This is a genomic window from Nostoc sp. DedSLP04 (genome assembly GCF_034530775.1).
Classification (GTDB): domain Bacteria; phylum Cyanobacteriota; class Cyanobacteriia; order Cyanobacteriales; family Nostocaceae; genus Nostoc.
Map to the genome: position 1 here is coordinate 60,133 of NZ_JAVRCL010000033.1, position 19,607 is coordinate 79,739.

The following is a 19,607-nucleotide window of genomic DNA, read 5'->3' on the forward strand; positions in this document are numbered from 1 at the left end:
CATCGCAGCAAGTGTTGCCAAAGCGATCGCTCAATTCTCACGCTGAGTGAGTGTGTATTCTATCTGCTGTAGTGCCGTTCGCCACACATCATATCCCTCTTGAGACAGGTGCAAGCCATCTGTGGTCAACTCTGGGCGCAAATTGCCTTCCATATCCGTAAACCAGCTATAAATATTGAGATAATTAGCACCTTCTTGTTTAGCGATCGCGGTTAGTTGGATGTTGAGGTGACGAATACGGCTATTGGAAATTTTTGGTAAACGAGTAGGCAAAATTGATTGGACAATGATTTGAGCTTTGGGGTGAGTCTGGCGTAAACGCCGGACAATCCGGCGATAATTATGCAAAATTGTTTCATCACTAGCGCCTTTTCGTAGGTCGTTAATCCCAGCCATAATGTAAATAACATCTGGCCGCGTTGCTGAAAATGCCCCCAATCTTTTTAAAACGCCACTAGAGGTATCTCCAGATATGCCTTGATTCAGCCACAATTTACCAGCAGGCAGTTTTTCTCTGGGAAACCACATGCTCAAAGAATCACCAACCAAAATACTTAGATGATTGGCACCTTGACCTTGAGCGATCGCTCTAGCTTCTAAAGCTAATAAACTTTTCCAGTCGTCATAAGTTAGTTGACGTTTCTTGATCGACTCCCACAATGATTGCAAATTATCACTATCTACGCGTGTATAAATCTGACCTGTTTTCAGAGCTGCCAATCTTTGGTAGTAAAGTTGACTTCCAGATGTCAATAAGAGGCTAGTTGCTTGGGTGCTGGGGTTAAGTGATGACTCTGTTGATACTGGTAATCCCTGAGTGCTGAATTCTGGTACGCTAGGGACGTTTTTTTCACTTACTATTGGCTGCGAACTTTTTAGGGGTTGGAACGCTTGAGAGCTGAGTTCGGGTAAGGAAAGGTCGACGCTCTTGATAATTTTTGTACTGACTATTGTCTGCGAACCTTGTTTTAAATCCCACAGGAATCTAGAACTTTCTGGCAGGATAATTGACAGATGTGGAAGAGCCGATGCTGGTATTGCTAATCCTGTTAACAAGCCTGCTGCCAACAGATAAGGGTCCCTCATCGCTTTCTCTCTCCTCTACTCACTGCTTTTCCTTATGACGGCATTAATTGGCTGTATTCAGGAAAATTTTACTTCGGTTAAGTTATTATTCTTATTTACGCTGTATAGTTCTGTAAAGCGTGTTCATGAGATTATATTTGACAATTTACGATCTCTTTAAAGTAGGGTTTTCCCGGTGGTATACAAGTCTTATTTGTGCGAATACTTCTACTGAAAGCACTGTTTTCATCAGCCACTCGCTTTTTCTAACTCAGTTATCACAAATATAACTAGGTTTGCAAACTGGCGATTAGTGAGTTATTTTAGAGGATCTAAGAACAGAGGTTTTTGCTTTTGATGTTGCTAATATGTGAAATAAACAGCAGATTTTAGGTTTCTAGATTTCAGCTAATTGTCGCGATCGCGTGAGAGTTGGCTAGACCGAGAAAGCTACGGTAATACGTATACATTTTCGTTTTTTCATCTGAAATTAAGCAGTGCAAATGCAACAGTTATTAAAGATGTGATTAGTTCAGATTACAGCTTCGATAACTAGGACAAGTGAAAGTGTGGTCTCTAAAAGAAGCTTCTGACCATTGTGAGGTAATTTGCAACAGAGTTACAAGTTATGCGCGTCGTCAGAAAACGACAACAGTTGACTTTCCTGCTATATCGAAATTAGCTCGTATCTTTAATATGACGATTGAGAACTTAGTGGGAATTTTGGAAAAAATAGGCAAAATTTTAACTTTTGAGAATATTGATATCATACGATAACGTGTCCTCAATGAGCAAGTATCAGGTTTGCCATACTGAGAATTTGATAACTCACTATAGGTAATTTCAAATTTCTGTTTACTCATTGAAGTATGAGTTGAAACACACTTAAATTAAGTTTAGCTCTAGAGAATAACCTCATTGAAAGTGCTAAGATTTAGGCTGAATCATTAGTGTTTCCTTTTCTTCTGTGGCTAGAGCTAGTACAGCGATTGGTGTCAGTCCCATTATTAAAGAGATTGTGCAAAAACAGGCACATTCCACACGTTTGACCCTGAAAGAAGTTATTCTGATGGGGATGTTAGCTATTGATAAACTAGATGATCGAGGTCGTCAAGAGCTAGCCGATCGAGTTCATCAAATGCAAGTGAATGGAGAAATTTAATTGAGTAGCTATGAGTTAAGAGTTATAAGCGATGCCCTGAGCCTGCCGAAGGGTTATCAATTTTAACTTCTCACTCCTGACTCTTTACTTAATTTGGTTATTGGCTAAATCGATAACGACTTCCCATTACATAATTTTCATTAATTTCAAAAGATATCCATCGGCGTTGCAGAGTTTCAGCAACAAAGCCGGTTGTATTAGAACCTGCAAATGGATCTAGTACCATATCACCTTCATCAGTTAAAAATTTGATGAAGAACTCGGCGAACCCTTGAGGAAAGCGTGCTGGATGGGGTTTAATTTCTGCTGTTTTGCAGCGTCGTAAATAAGCGCTATTCGATTCAGTATTAGCAATTTCTAGCAAATTCGGCGGAATTGCACCTTGGTTATCCTTTTGAAATTTATCAGAAATATCATGTCCACTAGGACGTATTTTTGCTTTATAGCCATTTTTGAGTAACTGTTTCATACTTTGGCTATAAGGCTTTAATACTTTTGTGTTATCTGCTTTAGGATTCGGTGTTTTAGACAACCACCAAACTGTATTTACAGAATCTTTTACACGAATCCGCCTGATTGTCACCCACTCAGCAGGGGTTGGCAGTCGAGCCGGATTATAGTGGTAAAATTCTTGAGCAAGAAAAAAACCTACTTCCTTACATAATCTAACTAAAAGTTCGTATTGGTAGATACTCCGCACGGGATTACCAGGTAAGTAAGCGCCACCTAAATCTAGTACGAATGAGCCATTATCTGCCAGTACTCTTTTAAATTCGGATGCAAAAGGTAGGAACCACTCAATATATTTTTCAGCAGTTTCGTTACCGTATTCTTTTTTGCGGGTGAGTGCGAATGGAGGTGAGGTGAGGATGAGATTAATATTGTTGTTTTCAATAGACTTAATTAGTTCTAGGCTATCACCTAGATATATTGCGCCGTGATTTTGGGTGTAATATGATTTTAAATTTATTTGTTGTGAGTTCAAGAGTTATAAAATTATTTCGGCTTTGGGGACTTCCAAATAAAAAATAGTATCCAGTAATCTCTTGTGGGGTGGGCATCTTGCCCGCCCTTGGTTATTGGCAAGATGCCTACCCCACAAAAGCATCAAGATTATCCGGCATTTAATGTCAAGTCAGCAGTAGCCAGTATTTATATCAGCATAATATCAAAAATTTGGTACATCACATTAGTATAATACCGACAATGCTACAAAAAATTTTTACTCTCAGAAAAAATTCTATTCAATCAAGAAATCGGTGTGATTTATATGACAAGCAACTTAGATAATCACAAGTTTAAATATTCTTTAATACCTTATATAGGTGCAGCAATTATAGGAGTGAGTATAATCCCGTTTGCCTATACTACTGTGAAATCTTTTATTTCTCTATCAAACTATATTCAGTCAAGTAACGATCTCAGGGCTTCTGGAAATTATAAAGCAGCTTTAGACGCGCTAAACACAGCTATTAAGCTAGATTCTAAAAATCCACAGTTATACATTGATCGGGCTGACGTTCGTGATAAATTAGGCGATGAACAGGGTGCTTTACAAGACTGCAATAAAGCAATTGGGCTTGACCCTAAAAGCTCTTTGGCTTACAACAATCGCGCTACAATTCGGAGCAAACTAGGGGATAAACAAGGAGCATTACAAGACTCCAACATAGTAATTAAGCTTGCACCTGAATCTGGTGGTGCTTATAACAATCGAGGCCTTGCTCGCCGCTATTTAGGTGATACAGAGGGAGCTTTACAAGACTATAATAAAGCGATTCAGTTAAACCCAGAAAAGGCTATTGCCTACTCTAATCGGGCTGTAGTTCGCTATGAATTAGGAGATAAGCAAGGTGCAATTAAAGATTGGCAGCAAGCTGCTAACCTTCATTTACAGCAAGGGAATACAAAAAAATATTTAGAGGTAATAGAGGAAATTAAATTGATTCAATAATGAATTATAGACTGGCATTTAAGGCTACAAAGGGGCGGGCAAGATGCCCACCCCACAAGAAAGAGAGAATGTGATGGTTGAGATTATTCAGGGAGTTGCCAAAAGAAGGGGTAATTTTCTGGGGTTGATGATAGTCTTGCTTTTACAGGATTTTGTCTGATATATTCCCAATATTGTTGAAACTCTTGGTCATTCCTAACAATACGATCATATCTTTCATCTTGCCAAACTGTTCCTATATGTTTCATCACTTTGGGAATTTGTTTAGCACTATAACCTTTAATACTTTTCATAATGCTACTCAATGACCAAAACTCATTTTCCGATTTGAGTAAAGGTTGAATAAGCAGATGCACATGATTTGTCATCACCACAAGGACAAATATTCGATATCTGTTTTTATCAAAAAATAAGCAGGAATTAAAAACTATTTCTCTAGCTTCCAGGTTAAGTTCTAACTTTTCCCAAGTATTAAAGGTAATGAAATAAACTGCCCCATCTAACTCCCAATGAGGTAATCTTCTCCGAAAAATTTTCAACTTTGGCTCTTGCATTCAGAATACAAAACTATTTGTAATTTTTCTGCAACTTTTCTTTCTTGTGGGGTGGGCATCTTGCCCGCCCCTTCTCTATTGTTCCCATCCTCTCCACCCAAAACCCAAAAAAATCCCCCGCCTAATGGCAGGGGATTTTTATTACTTATCTACAAAACTAGCAGTCGAAATTAACCGAACTTACCAGCAGTAGAAGCAATCAAGAATGCTGCGTAAGTCACGATGTAGCCAACAGTGAAGTGAGCTAAACCAACTACACGACCTTGAACGATGGACAGAGCCACGGGCTTGTCTTTCCAGCGAACTAAGTTAGCTAGAGGAGTGCGTTCGTGTGCCCAAACAAGGGTTTCAATCAACTCTTGCCAGTAACCTCTCCAGGAGATTAAGAACATGAAGCCAGTAGCCCAAACTAGGTGTCCAAATAAGAACATCCAAGCCCAGACAGACAGGTTATTTACGCCGTAAGGGTTGTAACCGTTAATCAACTGAGCAGAGTTAGCCCAGAGGTAATCGCGGAACCAGCCCATGAGATATGTAGAGTTCTCATTGAACTGAGCTACGTTGCCTTGCCAAATGCCTAGATGCTTCCAATGCCAGTAGAACGTAACCCAACCAAGGGTATTGAGCATCCAGAACGCAGCGAGGTAGAAGGAATCCCAACCGGAGATGTCGCAAGTACCGCCACGACCGGGGCCGTCACAAGGGAAGGCATAGCCGAAGTCCTTTTTATCGGGCATCAGCTTAGAACCACGGGCATCCAAAGCACCTTTGACCAAGATCAAGGTGGTGGTGTGCAGACCTAAAGCGATCGCATGGTGAACCAAGAAGTCGCCAGGGCCAATTGTTAAGAACAGGGAGTTAGTACCAGCATTGATGGCATCTAACCAGCCTGGCAACCAAACGTTAGCGTAGTTGGGCCATGCTGTGTAAGCAATACTATCGGGGTTAGATAGCAAAGCATCTAAACCGTACAGTACTTTACCGTTTGCAGCTTGAACGAATTGAGCAAACACTGGCTCAATCAAGATTTGCTTTTCAGGAGTACCGAAAGCAACCACTACATCATTGTGAACGTACAAGCTGAGGGTATGGAAGCCTAAGAAAAGGGATACCCAGCTAAGGTGGGAGATAATCGCTTCTTTATGCTTCAATACGCGCTCAAGAACGTTGCCCTTGTTTTGTTCTGGGTCGTAATCACGTACCCAGAATATTGCTCCGTGAGCAAAAGCACCAAGTATCAAGAAACCAGCAATATATTGATGGTGCGTGTACAGCGCTGCCTGAGTTGTATAGTCCTTAGCAATAAATGCATAAGGAGGCATGGCGTACATATGCTGTGCCACCAAAGAGGTGATGGTTCCCAGAGCAGCTAGGTGAATACCTAACTGGAAGTGCAGTGAATTGTTATAGGTGTCATACAACCCTTGGTGAGGCAGGTTGAACTGACCTTCACTGTTGGTACCTGGTACTAACCCAGCTTTGGAGTTCAGCATTTCTTTGATGCTGTGACCAATTCCGAAGTTAGTCCGATACTGATGACCGGCAACAATGAAGATAACTGCGATCGCCAAGTGGTGATGAGCCATGTCAGTCAGCCACAAAGCTTCTGTCTGAGGATGGAAGCCACCCAAGAAACTTAGAATTGCAGTTCCTGCACCTTGAGATGTCCCAAAGATATGTCCAGGAGTGTCAGGGTTTTGAGAGTAAACACCCCAGTTGCCTGTAAAGAATGGTGTCAAACCTGCTGGGTGGGGTGGGGTATTCAGGAAGTTATCCCAACCTACGTGCTGACCGCGAGATTCGGGGACAGCAACGTGAATTAAGTGACCAGCCCAAGCCAGAGAACTAACACCAAACAGACCTGCTAGGTGGTGGTTTAGGCGATGTTCAGCGCTCTTAAACCATGCCAAGCTAGGACGATACTTGGGTTGCAAGTGCAGCCAACCAGCAAACAACAGTACGGCTGCCAGTATTAACAGGAATACTGAACCGTTGTATAGTTCGCCGTTCGTCCGCATTCCGATGGTATACCACCAATGGTAAAGACCAGAGTAGGTAATGTTTACCGGATTGCTAGCGCCAGCTTGGGTAAAAGCTTCGATCGCTGGTTTACCAAAGTGGGGGTCCCAAATCGCGTGGGCGATGGGACGGATATGAAGGGGATCTTTAATCCACTGTTCAAAGTTACCTTGCCAGGCTACATGGAACAGGAGGCTGGATGCCCACAGGAAGATGATTGCCAAGTGACCGAAGTGAGTTGCGAAAATCTTTTGGTAAAGATTTTCCTCTGTGATGCCATCATGGGTTTCAAAATCGTTGCCTGTAGCGATCGCATACCATATCCGACGAGTCGTCGGGTCCTGTGCGAGATCCTGGCTAAATTTCGGAAATTTTGTCGCCATAGGTTTAATAAATCCTCTGACCTTTAGCCATCAAATACCAGCGTCTAGAGTCCTGAGTTCTGAGTACCAAGTTTTGAGTATTTTCTCAGCACTTAGCACTCAGCACTCCACAACTGATTGCTACCCTACTGAAAGGATGTGTGCATGGAAGAATGCCCAGGTTGTGGCAATTCCTCCCAAGAGGTAGTGAGCTACCCCTACAGCCCGACCCTGAATAATGCTCAGAGCGCGAGGCTGAATTGCTGGTGCTACCTTCAGTTTGTTATGCGCCCAAACAATGGACTCAATCAGTTCTTGCCAGTAGCCGCGACCACTGAACAGGAACATCAAGCTGAATGCCCAGACAAAGTGAGCGCCTAAGAAGAGTAGACCATAGGCAGATAGCGCGCTGCCATAGGAATTGATGACTTGTGTAGCTTGTGCCCACAAGAAGTCTCGTAACCAACCGTTGATGGTAATCGCACTTTGGGCAAAGTTACCACCAGTGATGTGAGTTACAGTCCCATCTGCATCTACGGTTCCCCAAACATCTGATTGCATCTTCCAGCTGAAGTGGAAAATTACAATAGACAGGGAGTTGTACATCCAGAAAAGTCCGAGGAATACGTGATCCCAACCAGAGACTTGACAGGTACCGCCACGACCGGGGCCGTCGCAAGGGAAGCGGAAGCCCAAGTTTGCTTTGTCTGGAATCAGACGAGAGCTACGGGCGTACAGCACACCTTTGAGCAGAATTAGGACGGTGACGTGAATGGTGAAAGCGTGAATGTGGTGAATTAGGAAGTCCGCTGTGCCCAAAGCAATGGGTGCAGCTGCCACTTTTCCGCCAACAGCCAAAATACCGCCGCCAAAGACATAGCTAACTGGTTCTAGGGCATTGGGTGCAGTTGTACCAGGAGCCAAGGCGTGGATATTTTGTATCCACTGGGCAAATACTGGCTGCAATTGAATCCCTGTATCAGAGAACAAGTCTTGAGGACGACCCAATGCACGCATTGTGTCGTTGTGGATGTAAAGCCCAAAGCTATGGAAGCCGAGGAAAATACACACCCAGTTCAGGTGAGAAATAATCGCGTCACGATGACGAAGCACCCGATCCAGCAAGTTGTTTTGGTTCACAACTGGATCGTAATCTCGCACCATGAAGATTGCAGCGTGAGCTGCTCCACCAACAATCAAGAAGCCACCGATCCAAATATGGTGAGTGAATATGCACAACTGTGTAGCGTAGTCAGTTGCCAAATATGGATAGGGGGGCATCGCGTACATGTGATGCGCGATGATGATGGTCAGCGAACCCAAGAAGGCCAGGTTAGTAGCCAACTGAGCGTGCCAGGATGAGGTCAGGTTTTCATAGAGACCTTTGTGACCTTCACCGGTGAAAGGACCTTTGTGGTTTTCCAGGATCTCTTTAATGCTGTGACCAATACCCCAGTTGGTACGGTACTGATGACCAGCAACGATAAAGAGAACTGCGATCGCTAAGTGGTGATGAGAAATATCAGTCAACCACAAGCCGCCTGTTACCGGGTTCAGACCGCCCTTGAAGGTTAGGAAGTCAGCATACTGACCCCAGTTCAAGGTGAAGAAAGGTGCTAAACCAGCTGCAAAGCCAGGGTACAGTTCGGTCAACAAGTCTTTGTTCAAGATGAACTCGTGGGGCAGAGGTATGTCTTTGAGAGCAACGCCTGCATCCAAAAGCTTGTTGGTCGGTGCGGACACATGGATTAAGTGACCTGCCCATCCCAAGGAACCACAACCTAGCAGTACTTGCAAGTGGTGATTCAGCATCGACTCCACATTCTGAAACCATTCCAGTTTAGGAGCGCGTTTGTGGTAATGGAACCAGCCGGCAAATAAGAATAAGCCTGCTAATACCAAGCCACCGATCGCAGTTACGTAAAGTTGGAAGGAATTTGTGATCCCCCAGCCACGCCATACTTGGAACAAACCGGAGGTGATTTGAATACCGTGGAAACCACCGCCAACATCACCATTTAGAATGTCTTGTCCGACAATGGGCCAAACGACTTGAGCGCTAGGCTTAACGTTTAACGGGTCACTTAGCCAAGCTTCGTAGTTAGAAAACTTCGCGCCGTGGAAAATCATCCCGCTCAACCAGATTGTCACTACAGCCAAGTGGCCGAAGTGGGCTGAGAATATCTTGCGGGAGATATCTTCTAAATCGCTTGTATGTGTATCAAAATCATGGGCGAGTGCGTGCAGGTTCCAAATCCATGTGGTGGTTTTGGGACCTCTGGCTAAGGATCTGTCAAAGTGCCCTGGTTGTGACCATCTCTCGAAAGACGTTGGAACCGGGTCGTTATCGACGATTACTCTTGCCTTTTTTTCCTCTCGCTCCGGAGGACTTATTGTCATTCGACCTCCTCTCTTGATAAGGAATGAGGAATCATGAATACCACAAAGTTAACCATTACCGCAAATTCCATTTTGCTGAAGCCGCGATGAAGACCTATGTGGATTGTTGTTTCTCGTTGAATTATAAAGTCTTCACTTGTACATTGTTGGAGATATTTTAACAATAATTCAAACTTGCTCAAATATTGCTGAAATTCATGCCTTAACTGGCTTTTAACTTCAAACTTTTTGTCCAAAAGTCAATAGTTTAGCTATTTAATTTACAAACAATAACAATTCGTAAAATTTATGATTTGACTGTATGTAACCGATGTCCCAACTTTTACTGCGATTGCTCATGAACATTTATGTCATATTTCAATTTTTGCAAGTAAAACGTTGTAGAGAATATGACTTATTTTAAAATTTTATGAGATACAAAGGAAAACTTATGGGATGTGAGGCAGATTTCACCTTTTGGGCTATAGTTCCAGATGGACAGTTTGAGCCAAAATAATCTGTCAATTGTTGAAGACTATCACTGGGTGCAACGCATGAACTCGTGGCAGAAAAGGGTGTTAGAGAAGCTCCTCCCTCAGAGGTTCCCGATTCTTAGGTGGGTAATGATATTAGTGCTGGTATTAAGCTTGACCAGTTGTGGCGAGAAAGCCGACAGCCAGGAAGTATCTACTGGTTATAAAGAAAACTCCCCAAAGATTTCTCAAATTTCAAAGCAATTTTCGGAAGTTTCCCCTCCATCTGTTATTCAAGAACTGCGTCCAACTTTGGAAGTTTATCAGCCACAAGTGACAATTGTTACTCCAAAATTTGATGAAGTTCTTCAAGACAATAAAGTTACAGCCAGTTTTCAGGTTAAGGATCTACCGATATTTAAAGACCCACAATTACAATTGGGGCCACATTTACACGTAATTCTGGATAATCAACCTTATATACCTGTTTACGACCTGAATCAGCCCTTAGTTTTGCCAGACTTGTCTCCAGGTAGTCATACCTTGCGTGTCTTTGCCTCTCGTCCCTGGCATGAAAGCTTTAAGAATGAAGGCGCTTATGCCCAAACAACATTTCACGTCTTCACTAAAACCGACGACAACACCCCAGATCCTAAATTACCCCTGCTAACTTATAGTCGTCCTCAAAGTAGCTACGGGGCAGAACCAATCTTACTGGACTTTTACCTAACTAACGCTCCTCTGCACCTTGTTGGTAAGGAAAACCCCAACGACGAGTTCAGTGATTGGCGCATCCGCTCCACTATTAATGGTGAAAGCTTTATTTTCGATCGCTGGCAGGCAGTTTATCTTAAAGGCTTCCGTCCAGGGAAAAACTGGATAAAGCTAGAATTTCTCGATAATCAGGGAAATGCTGTCAAAAATGCTTTCAATACCACAGTTAGATTGATTGACTACCAGCCAAAGGGTAAAGACACTTTGTCGAGAATTGTCAGAGGAGAACTCACAGCAGATGAGGTGCGCCCTATTGTAGACCCGAATTATAAACTTGCACCTAAACCCACACCCACACCTTCTGTAGAAAAAACACCCCCAACACAGCCTAAGGTAGAAAAACAGCCGCTTCCAGAAACTGAAATTCCAGAACAATCCAAAATACAGCCAGAACAACCAAAATTAGAAGTTCCCACAGCTACACCAACTCCCAGCTTGTCCCCAACACCACCAGAAATTATTGAGTCTCCAGCACCAGAACCACAGCCAGAGGTAATACCAACTCCCGAATCAACACCGTTACCTGAAAAAGTAACGCCTCAGCCAACAAAACCTAGATTTGGTGGATTTTTTAATCGTGGGGCTGGTAAAGTTCCTACCCCAGAAGCACCAGTTGCACCATCTCCTAGTTTGCCACCCACACTGCCAGAGATTATTGAGTCTCCGACACCAGAAATTATTACGCCAACACCAGAATCACAGCCGGAGGTAATACCAACTCCCGAATCAACGCCGTTACCCGAAAAAGTTACGCCTCAGCCAACAAAATCTAGATTTGGCGGATTTTTCAACCGTCGAACGACCAAGACACCTACTCCCCAAGTAACAGTTGCCCCATCTCCTAGTTTGCCACCAACGCTGCCAGAGATTATTGAGTCTCCAGCACCCGAAATTATTACGCCAACACTAGAACCACAGGCAGAGGTAACGCCAACACCTTCTGCTGAATTACCCGAAAAACAAGTGCAACAGCCATAAAAAACAAGATTTAGTTATACCTTGAAGGCTGGTAGAGGCAGCAGAGAAGTGAAATAAATCACTTTTCTTCTGCGTCATCGGACTCAGCAATATGTGTTAGAAAATTTCCAAATTTTTGCTTTTACTGAATAACTGGGAATTCTAAGTAAGTATTGACTCTTATTTTACTTAGGATTAATCTGGCTTTCCAGATTCCAGATGCAAATTTTCCATTAGTTTTCGGTGATATCGCCGTCGTACAATTGAGCCGAAAAGGGTGGTTCTCAAAAATATACCAAGCTTTTTTGACGAGTCGAACCATTACCCATCCTGTCGAAGTGCTGACAAGAATTTATCATTTCTCTGCCTATTCAAAAACAGGATTTAGCCAAAAATACTCAGCTGCAACTCTTGTGCTAAAGCCTCAACAAAAGCAAGACCCGCTACCGGATTTCCTACACCATCCAAAGCTGGACTGTAACAAGCGATCGCTCCCTCACCTGGTACTATTGCTACAAGCCCACCACCAATTCCTGATTTCATTGGTAAACCAATTCTGACTGCAAACTCGGCAGAAGCTTCATAAAGTCCACAAGTTAACATCACAGCATTGACAATCCGGCGGTTTTGTGCTGATAAATAGCTATTTTCACAAGCTAGCAGTTTTCCTAACAAGGCTAAATCTTCAACTTGCCCAGAAATACAGCATATTTGCTCGTAGGTGTCAAGTGCTGTTTCAATATTTTCGAGATGACCGGCTTCGGCGAGATAATTAGCGATCGCTTCATTGGCTGTTGAACGGGTTAATCGCACTGAAGCTAGCATCACCTCATCTAAGCTTAGTTGGCAACCTGCTAATTGGTTAAGCCATTGACAAAATAAGAGAGTGCGTTGATTAGCGTTCTGTCCTGGTAACTTCTCAGACAGGGTAATTGCCCCACTATTAATCATCGGGTTGCGGGGATGGGCGCGATCGCTAATTAATTGTTCTAAAGAATTGAAGGGTGCATCTGATGGTTCCACCCCAACCCAGCCAAAAACAGTTTCTGCTCCGAGATGTTCTAGCAGATAAAGTAGAGAAAATGTCTTAATCACACTCATTAGCGGGAACACACAAGCTGTATCCCCAAAGCTGATGGTGTGTCCAGATTCACAGCAGATATGAACTGCAAACCAACCAGGATTAGCTAAAGCTAATTGCGGAATGCGATCGATAACTTTTCCGTGTTCAGCCTGAATTTTAGCTAGTTGAACCCAGGCGCATAAGTCCGTAATAGTTAGTTTGTCAAGTCCTTTCAAAGTATAAATTTTCTAAAAGTTCATTTATTAAATAGCAAGTAACAGTGATTTCTTATAATTGTACGTACGTTTGTCTAAGCCTCTAGTAGCAGCACGCGGTAATATATGATTATTTTTTATCGGCTTATTTCATCAAATTGGAAGGAAGAAACCAAGGAAGGTACAGCACTCTAGAATAAAAACACAACCTACAGTAATCAATTATTATGACCAAAACCTTACCTAAAATAGTTCCCTTTGACGAATTTATCACCTGGTATCCCGAAAACTCTGGGGTAAGCTACGAACTACATAATGGGGAAATTGTCGAAATGGCACAGCCAACTGGGAAACATGAAAGGATAAAAGGATTTTCATCTGCTGAATTGACTTTAGAGTTTAGACGATTAAATCTCGCCTACTTTATCCCCAATCAAGCAATTGTAAAACCACCGGAGAGAGAATCAGGTTATTTCCCTGATGTATTAATATTAAATGATGTGGCTTTGGTTGATGAACCTCTTTGGGAAAAATCTTCTATTGTGACTAAGGGTACATCAATTCCTTTAGTAATTGAGGTTGTCAGTACTAATTGGCGTGATGATTATTATCTGAAACTTGCCGATTATGAAGAGATGGGTATTCCTGAATATTGGATTGTTGATTATGCCGCTTTAGGAGCTAGGAAATTTATTGGTAATCCTAAACAACCCACTATTTCAGTTTATCAACTAATTGATGGAGAATACCAAGTCAGTCAGTTTCGGGGTAGCGATCAAATAATATCTCCTACTTTCTCTGAGTTAGAGTTGACGGCAGAACAAGTTTTTAATGCTGGTCAATAAATATTGATTTTACTAAATTATCAGAGTAGGCAATAAAGATGATTCCTCGTGTCAGAGCGCCAGAATTACCCCAAAATTACTCTTGGCTCAACACCGATAAACCCTTATCTCTTAAACAACTTAAAGGTAGAGTCATAATTTTAGACTTTTGGACATACTGCTGTATCAATTGTCTGCATATTTTGCCAAACCTGAAATATTTAGAACAAAAATATAAAGATAGTCTTACCGTTATTGGCGTACATTCTGCCAAATTTGACAACGAAAAGGAAACAGAAAATATTCGCCAAGCTATCCTACGCTACGACATCGAACATCCAGTTGTAGTTGACAGAGGTTTTCGGATTTGGGAAGAGTATGCTGTGCGTGCTTGGCCTACGTTAATAATTATCGATCCAGAAGGTTACGCGATCGCCCAGATTTCTGGTGAAGGAAATCGTGACACTTTAGATGAGTTGATTCAAAAGTTAATTCAGCAACACCAAGACAAAGGCACAATTAATTTCCAAGAAATCAGCTTAACTTTAGAAAAACAGCGCCAACCATTAATCACACCTTTAGCTTTTCCTGGGAAAGTTCTAGCTACTCAAATGGGTTTATTCATTGCTGATTCTGGACATCATCGCCTAGTTATGAGTAGTTTCGACGGAGAAATTCTACATTTAATTGGTACTGGAAAATCTGGCTTAACCGATGGTTTGTTTAGCGAAGCGCAATTTTTTGCACCGCAAGGAATGGCTTATGATGCCGAAAATCAGATTCTTTATGTTGCTGATACAGAAAATCATGCGCTGCGGCGAGTTGATTTCAAGCACCAAATCGTTGAAACTATTGCGGGAACTGGCGAACAAAGCCGTAATATCCATCCTCATGGTGGTGCTGGTTTAGAAACCGCGCTAAATTCTCCTTGGGATTTAGTGAAAGTAGGAAATACTCTATTTATTGCAATGGCTGGGCCGCATCAAATTTGGCAAATGGACTTAGAAACTGGCATCATTAAAACTTATGCTGGTACTGGTGCAGAAGCGTGTATTGATGGTTCACTTACTGAGTCTGCCTTTGCTCAACCTAGCGGTATTACTAATAATGAGCAAGAATTATATATTGCTGACAGTGAAGTTAGTTCAATTCGTGGTGTGGGAATTGTAGAACCGTATCAAGTAAGAACTGTTTGCGGTAGTGGCGGTTTATTTGGTTTTGGCGATGTAGATGGACAAGGTGAAGATGTCCGTTTACAACACTGTTTAGGAGTGGAATACGTGCAGAATTTTCTGTGGGTAGCAGATACTTATAACCATAAAATTAAATTAGTTAGCCCTAATGGGAATTGTCAAACAGTTTTGGGAGATGGTACTGCTGGTTTACAAGATGGTCAAGGTAAGAACACTCGGTTTTTTGAACCTTCGGGATTGAGTGGTATAAATTCATATCTATATATTGCTGATACCAATAATCATGCTATTCGTTGTGTAGATTTGAATACTTTTGAAGTAATAACGCTTAAATTTCCTGGTTTATGCGCGCCGAATATTTGTATACCACCGAATTTATAGAATGATAATATCATGCAAAGATGCAAATAAAAATTTTGCGCCTTTGCGTGATATTAAAAAGAGAATAAATTAAATAGTGTTACTGAAAGTTAAAGTTTTAAAGAGATAGATTTAAAATCTTTATCCTTAATTATAAATTTATCTGCCTTGATTCCTTTAGGTGTGTCAAACAGGAAATCTACAGAACGAGCTTCACCTGGAGAGAAGGGTTTACTTAACAAATCAGTATCATATTTTATCTCCCTGTCTTTATAATCGTATTTGTTGCCTTTGGAGTCAACTAATTCTGACAATAGAAGAGTGAACCATGCATTATCCTCTCGTTGTCTTTTGCTACTTGTGTTTTTAACGGTTACAGAAACCACTGTCCAAACTTCAGCCGCTTCGTATGTTCGGTACTCTCCTTTAATTATCTGTCCTGCATATTTAACACCTGTTGCGCTAACTTCCCAACCTTTTTGATTAACTTTACCGTTGACTGCTTTTGAAGCTGGTTCAATGTTAGTAGTATCGGCGGTGTTTGCTTGAGATGACGAAGGTTCTAATTTGGCTTCTTGCGAAGGTGTACAGGCAGAAATGATAAGTAACAATACTGCAATAGATAAGTATTTAAATTTATTCATGGTTGCACTCTGGTTATATATCTAAACCTCTTTAAGCATTTCGAGAGCTTCGTTATTATAATTCCCAAAAATTAACCAACGTTAACAACTGATAAAATTTCATAAGCTGAACTACCTCTAATTTTTGAGAAGAAGCCAAACCAGTCAAAGGTTAGAGATTAACTATAGCAATCCTATTTGATCTGCAAGCAGCGATAGGTTCAGATCCCAGAATTCTTGAAGAAGTCAGGGATATTTTTGTTTGTAACTTATTTAGGATTACTAAACTATCTTTAGCAACCTTAATACCAGTATTATCACTGAATTTATGTTAACAATTTCCGATTAAAATAGTTGATTGCTTTAGACTATCATGCTGAAAATTCCTAATTTACATTGACTACTAGGATTAATATGAACAAGATATGCCAACTATTAGACTTTGATGCTGATGTTTTGTTATTTAATAAAGATACATATATCGTTAGCAGATTCAAAGAATTGATATCTGAAAATTTTATACACAAGTTTTACAAAAAAACAGATAATACTAATATCACTGTTTCAGGAATTTTTCAAAATGTATGCATAAATGAGGTAAATTTCCAAGCTGAAGATATTACATGGCAATCTTCTAGCGAAGGTATAAATTGTAAACTTTTAAAAGTTGGCTCTACAAACTGGCAAGCAGGAAAACTCAGAATAAAAGTATTGACAAAAATTATTTCTCCATCAACTTATAAAGAAAGTATCAAACTAAATATTACTGTAGTGTTAGAATTTTATCCTAATAATCCTAATGAACCTGAATCGCCTTTAGATGATATTCGTAAAATGATACAAGCGACATGAACACTATTCTCCACATTACCAAACGCCAACAATGGGAACAAGCAAAAAATATCGGTAGATATCGCGCTGATTCTTTAGACAGTGAAGGTTTTATACATTGTTCAAAGTCCACGCAAATACTCAAGGTTGCAAAGAGATTTTTTGATAATCAAAAAGAATTGGTACTACTGTTTATTGATTCTGATAAAGTCCAAGCTGAAATTCGCTATGAACCTGCTGAAATAGGAGAATTATTTCCTCACATTTATGGTGAGTTAAATATTGATGCTGTGTATCAAGTGATTGACTTTAAAGCTGGGAAAGATGGTTTATTTGAGTTGCCGCAAGAAGTTATAGATTTAGAATAACTAATTAGCTTGTCTGCGACACGCTACGCGAACGGCAAGGATGCAGAAGAAGAAAGACGAGAAGCCATTTAAAGCATTCCGCGCTTTACTTAAAGAAGGGGAATTAATAATCTAGAGCAATTGTGACCGAATTTAATTTACAAATCCAAGAAAATAGCGATCGCTTTGCCAACACCAAGGGCGATCGCTTGTCAGCTCCACATGAGGATGCTACACCTAGCTTGCTTCCCTTTAAGAGTACGATCCACTGCGTCAACACCAAAGGCGATCGCCTCGACCGTTACCTTTCACAAGAATTACCAGACTTATCCCGTTCCCGCATCCAACAGTTAATCGAACAGGGTAATGTCCAACTTAACGATCGAGTTTGCACATCCAAGAAGATCGATGTCAAAGTAGGAGATTGCATCACTCTTGAAATACCAGAAGTTCAACCTTTAGAACTGCAAGCCGAAGACATCCCTTTAGATATCCTTTACGAAGACGACCAGTTACTTATTCTTAATAAACCCGCAGGTTTAGTTGTCCATCCTGCGCCCGGTCATCCAGATGGTACTTTAGTAAATGCCCTATTGGCTCACTGTCCCAATTTACCAGGAATTGGTGGAGTCCAACGTCCAGGAATTGTCCATCGATTGGATAAGGATACTACGGGTGCGATCGCGATCGCTAAAACAGATATTGCCCATCATCATCTACAAGCACAACTGAAAGCAAAAACTGCACGACGAGAATACTTGGGCATAGTTTACGGTGCGCCAAAAACTGAAAGTGGCACTATCGACTTGCCAATTGGTCGTCATCCCCAAGACCGCAAAAAAATGGCTGTTATGCCTGTCGAACAAGGCGGACGAGTCGCCGTCACTCACTGGAAAATATTAGAACGTCTTGGTAACTTCACCTTAATTCACTTTCAATTAGAAACTGGACGCACCCATCAAATTCGCGTCCACAGCAGCAAAATCGGTCATCCCATTGTCGGCGATCCAGTTTATAGTTCTGGCCATTCAGTGGGTGTAAATTTACCTGGTCAAGCACTACACGCTTGGCGACTCAAATTGCAGCATCCCTTATCTGAGGAGTTGATTGAGGTGACAGCGACTCCTCCCGCCCACTTCACAAAACTTTTAGAGATACTAAAAAGACGAACTACACTTTAACGCCCAATGCCCAATGTCCAATCCCCATTAACAACTAGCGTGCATTAGACATGGGATAGAGTCTGTTTCACTTAGTTATATCTAAATAAAACTCCTACATAACCCAAGACTTATGCACGCTATAAAGCGATCGAATGGATGTACTAGCCAGCCACCGACCACAAATCATTATTTAATTCCTGACAGTTGCCGATAAGGTACAGACTTTTCGATATCGATGTTGTATGGCGAGATCCGTTGTGGAGCATTGCCAGTTGCATTGATACTTTGTGCTAAACCCAAGAATAAAGCTGGATCGCCAGCCTTGGGCTTTTGCTCTTGTGGAAGGAATCTGCGTACTTCGACTTGCCAAATGATTTGGGGGAAACCCAGTTTGGCACGGTGATAATCTTCGTATCGCGGAGATTTGATGTTGAATGGCAACTCACCCTCAGATTGGGATGGGAGTATCCGACGGCGCTGATAAGGCACTGTGGAGTATCCAAAATTGCTCAGGTACTCTTCAGTGTTGAGCACTTCATCAATAAAGCCTACAATCCCCTTGGTAGCGACTACAATTGACCAGGCGATTTTTTCCCGTTCGCTGTATGGATCGCGTCCTAGAACCCGCTGAATTACTTGCTCAACAAAGCGATAGTTATTGTTGAGGTCGTAAAAGCTTTTCTTAAAGGTATTGGAAAGCACCAACCCACGAATAAAGTCCCGTACTGTAATTTGTCCATTACGGAGTTGAGACTCTAAATATGTTTCGCGATCGGCAGCAAAGGCATAAAAGAAAATTTGACGATATGCTGCTTCTATCAGATCGCCTAAATCTGACGGAGAAAGTATATTGTCAGTAGTGAAAATCCTGGGTTGTTCATCACCAGGTACTTCATACGCAGCTACACGCTGGTTTTGACTTGAAGGGCTATATTCTAACAGAGGAAGTGGCACTCTAAAGCCTCCATGTTCTTAATTAAAGTTAACAACTTTTAATCACATATTAAGGGAGTAGTTGTATCAGAACTTCAGATTCTGATAAAATTTCACGAAACTTAACTAAGGGAAATTTAAGTATTCGTAGTATAAATGATTAGTTTGCTGGATTCAACCCATAGCTAATCAAGAAAAATAGGTAATCAGACTTCCAGCTTAATGACTACGTAAATGACTAAAAAATTTTATTCACATATTTTAGATTAGGAGATTCAGTTTCACCTTTTTGAACTGAAGCAATAATTTTTAACATTTAGCAAAAGAAATTAATAGGATATAGGAGATTGGGCATT

General features: G+C 41.4%; 16 protein-coding genes. 8 read left to right on the forward strand and 8 right to left on the reverse strand.

Annotation, left to right across the window (positions count from 1 at the left end; translation table 11 throughout):
* Positions 1-30 precede the first annotated feature (30 nt).
* On the reverse strand, positions 31-1,086 hold the full coding sequence (locus RMX89_RS19515) for an SGNH/GDSL hydrolase family protein (RefSeq protein ID WP_322690100.1): 1,056 nt from the start codon (positions 1,084-1,086) through the stop codon (positions 31-33).
* Positions 1,087-2,032: 946 nt separating this feature from the next.
* On the opposite strand from RMX89_RS19515, the gene RMX89_RS19520 reads away from it, so the two are divergent.
* Positions 2,033-2,227: a hypothetical protein gene (locus RMX89_RS19520; protein WP_094342069.1), complete on the forward strand. Its 195-nt coding sequence runs from the start codon at positions 2,033-2,035 to the stop codon at positions 2,225-2,227.
* 97 nt (positions 2,228-2,324) lie between these two features.
* On the opposite strand, the gene RMX89_RS19525 is transcribed toward RMX89_RS19520, so the two are convergent.
* Positions 2,325-3,212, reverse strand: coding sequence for a site-specific DNA-methyltransferase (locus RMX89_RS19525; protein WP_322690101.1), 888 nt, complete (start codon positions 3,210-3,212; stop codon positions 2,325-2,327).
* A 285-nt stretch (positions 3,213-3,497) separates the two neighbouring features.
* On the opposite strand from RMX89_RS19525, the gene RMX89_RS19530 reads away from it, so the two are divergent.
* Positions 3,498-4,181 (forward strand): tetratricopeptide repeat protein, encoded by a 684-nt coding sequence (locus RMX89_RS19530; protein WP_322690102.1) that lies wholly within the window; start codon positions 3,498-3,500, stop codon positions 4,179-4,181.
* An 83-nt stretch (positions 4,182-4,264) separates the two neighbouring features.
* On the opposite strand, the gene RMX89_RS19535 is transcribed toward RMX89_RS19530, so the two are convergent.
* The 3 genes from RMX89_RS19535 to psaA all read right to left on the reverse strand — a co-directional run bounded on the left by RMX89_RS19535 (position 4,265) and on the right by psaA (position 9,516).
* Positions 4,265-4,735, reverse strand: a complete 471-nt coding sequence (locus tag RMX89_RS19535) for an REP-associated tyrosine transposase (protein WP_322690103.1) — start codon at positions 4,733-4,735, stop codon at positions 4,265-4,267.
* Between the two features lie 170 nt (positions 4,736-4,905).
* Positions 4,906-7,137 (reverse strand): photosystem I core protein PsaB, encoded by a 2,232-nt coding sequence (gene psaB / locus RMX89_RS19540; RefSeq protein ID WP_322672012.1) that lies wholly within the window; start codon positions 7,135-7,137, stop codon positions 4,906-4,908.
* A 120-nt stretch (positions 7,138-7,257) separates the two neighbouring features.
* Complete coding sequence (gene psaA / locus RMX89_RS19545) at positions 7,258-9,516, reverse strand: photosystem I core protein PsaA (protein WP_322684920.1); 2,259 nt, start codon at positions 9,514-9,516, stop codon at positions 7,258-7,260.
* 533 nt (positions 9,517-10,049) lie between these two features.
* On the opposite strand from psaA, the gene RMX89_RS19550 reads away from it, so the two are divergent.
* Complete coding sequence (locus RMX89_RS19550; protein WP_322690118.1) at positions 10,050-11,720, forward strand: hypothetical protein; 1,671 nt, start codon at positions 10,050-10,052, stop codon at positions 11,718-11,720.
* A 363-nt stretch (positions 11,721-12,083) separates the two neighbouring features.
* Here the strand turns inward: RMX89_RS19550 and glsA are convergent, their stop codons facing one another.
* Positions 12,084-12,998: a glutaminase A gene (glsA, locus tag RMX89_RS19555; RefSeq protein ID WP_322690104.1), complete on the reverse strand. Its 915-nt coding sequence runs from the start codon at positions 12,996-12,998 to the stop codon at positions 12,084-12,086.
* A 206-nt stretch (positions 12,999-13,204) separates the two neighbouring features.
* Here glsA and RMX89_RS19560 point away from each other — a divergent pair, with 206 nt between their 5' ends.
* Entirely contained in the window at positions 13,205-13,822 is a 618-nt protein-coding gene (locus RMX89_RS19560) for a Uma2 family endonuclease (RefSeq protein WP_322684922.1), read from the forward strand.
* Between the two features lie 38 nt (positions 13,823-13,860).
* A complete protein-coding gene (locus RMX89_RS19565) occupies positions 13,861-15,375 on the forward strand; it encodes a thioredoxin-like domain-containing protein (protein ID WP_322690105.1) in 1,515 nt (504 codons plus the stop codon).
* An 89-nt stretch (positions 15,376-15,464) separates the two neighbouring features.
* Here the strand turns inward: RMX89_RS19565 and RMX89_RS19570 are convergent, their stop codons facing one another.
* Entirely contained in the window at positions 15,465-15,998 is a 534-nt protein-coding gene (locus tag RMX89_RS19570; RefSeq protein ID WP_322690106.1) for a DUF4352 domain-containing protein, read from the reverse strand.
* Between the two features lie 375 nt (positions 15,999-16,373).
* Between RMX89_RS19570 and RMX89_RS19575 the strand changes: the two genes are divergently transcribed.
* The 3 genes from RMX89_RS19575 to RMX89_RS19585 all read left to right on the forward strand — a co-directional run bounded on the left by RMX89_RS19575 (position 16,374) and on the right by RMX89_RS19585 (position 18,336).
* Entirely contained in the window at positions 16,374-16,829 is a 456-nt protein-coding gene (locus tag RMX89_RS19575; protein ID WP_322690107.1) for a KGK domain-containing protein, read from the forward strand.
* On the forward strand, positions 16,826-17,176 hold the full coding sequence (locus RMX89_RS19580) for a DUF952 domain-containing protein (protein ID WP_322672067.1): 351 nt from the start codon (positions 16,826-16,828) through the stop codon (positions 17,174-17,176). The genes RMX89_RS19575 and RMX89_RS19580 overlap by 4 nt, the downstream gene beginning before the upstream one ends.
* Before the next feature lie 242 nt (positions 17,177-17,418).
* On the forward strand, positions 17,419-18,336 hold the full coding sequence (locus RMX89_RS19585; protein ID WP_322690119.1) for an RluA family pseudouridine synthase: 918 nt from the start codon (positions 17,419-17,421) through the stop codon (positions 18,334-18,336).
* A 168-nt stretch (positions 18,337-18,504) separates the two neighbouring features.
* On the opposite strand, the gene RMX89_RS19590 is transcribed toward RMX89_RS19585, so the two are convergent.
* The gene (locus RMX89_RS19590; RefSeq protein ID WP_322690108.1) at positions 18,505-19,272 is read right to left on the reverse strand and encodes a phycobilisome rod-core linker polypeptide; all 768 of its coding nucleotides are present in this window, start codon (positions 19,270-19,272) and stop codon (positions 18,505-18,507) included.
* Positions 19,273-19,607: the final 335 nt, after the last annotated feature.

Bases quoted from the DNA above. Each gene is read 5' to 3' on its own strand.
- RMX89_RS19515 (WP_322690100.1), bottom strand. From the start codon at position 1,086: ATGAGGGACCCTTATCTGTTGGCAGCAGGCTTGTTAACAGGATTAGCA.
- RMX89_RS19530 (WP_322690102.1), top strand. From the start codon at position 3,498: ATGACAAGCAACTTAGATAATCACAAGTTTAAATATTCTTTAATACCT.
- RMX89_RS19535 (WP_322690103.1), bottom strand. From the start codon at position 4,735: ATGCAAGAGCCAAAGTTGAAAATTTTTCGGAGAAGATTACCTCATTGG.
- psaB (WP_322672012.1), bottom strand. From the start codon at position 7,137: ATGGCGACAAAATTTCCGAAATTTAGCCAGGATCTCGCACAGGACCCG.
- psaA (WP_322684920.1), bottom strand. From the start codon at position 9,516: ATGACAATAAGTCCTCCGGAGCGAGAGGAAAAAAAGGCAAGAGTAATC.
- RMX89_RS19550 (WP_322690118.1), top strand. From the start codon at position 10,050: ATGAACTCGTGGCAGAAAAGGGTGTTAGAGAAGCTCCTCCCTCAGAGG.
- RMX89_RS19560 (WP_322684922.1), top strand. From the start codon at position 13,205: ATGACCAAAACCTTACCTAAAATAGTTCCCTTTGACGAATTTATCACC.
- RMX89_RS19565 (WP_322690105.1), top strand. From the start codon at position 13,861: ATGATTCCTCGTGTCAGAGCGCCAGAATTACCCCAAAATTACTCTTGG.
- RMX89_RS19570 (WP_322690106.1), bottom strand. From the start codon at position 15,998: ATGAATAAATTTAAATACTTATCTATTGCAGTATTGTTACTTATCATT.
- RMX89_RS19580 (WP_322672067.1), top strand. From the start codon at position 16,826: ATGAACACTATTCTCCACATTACCAAACGCCAACAATGGGAACAAGCA.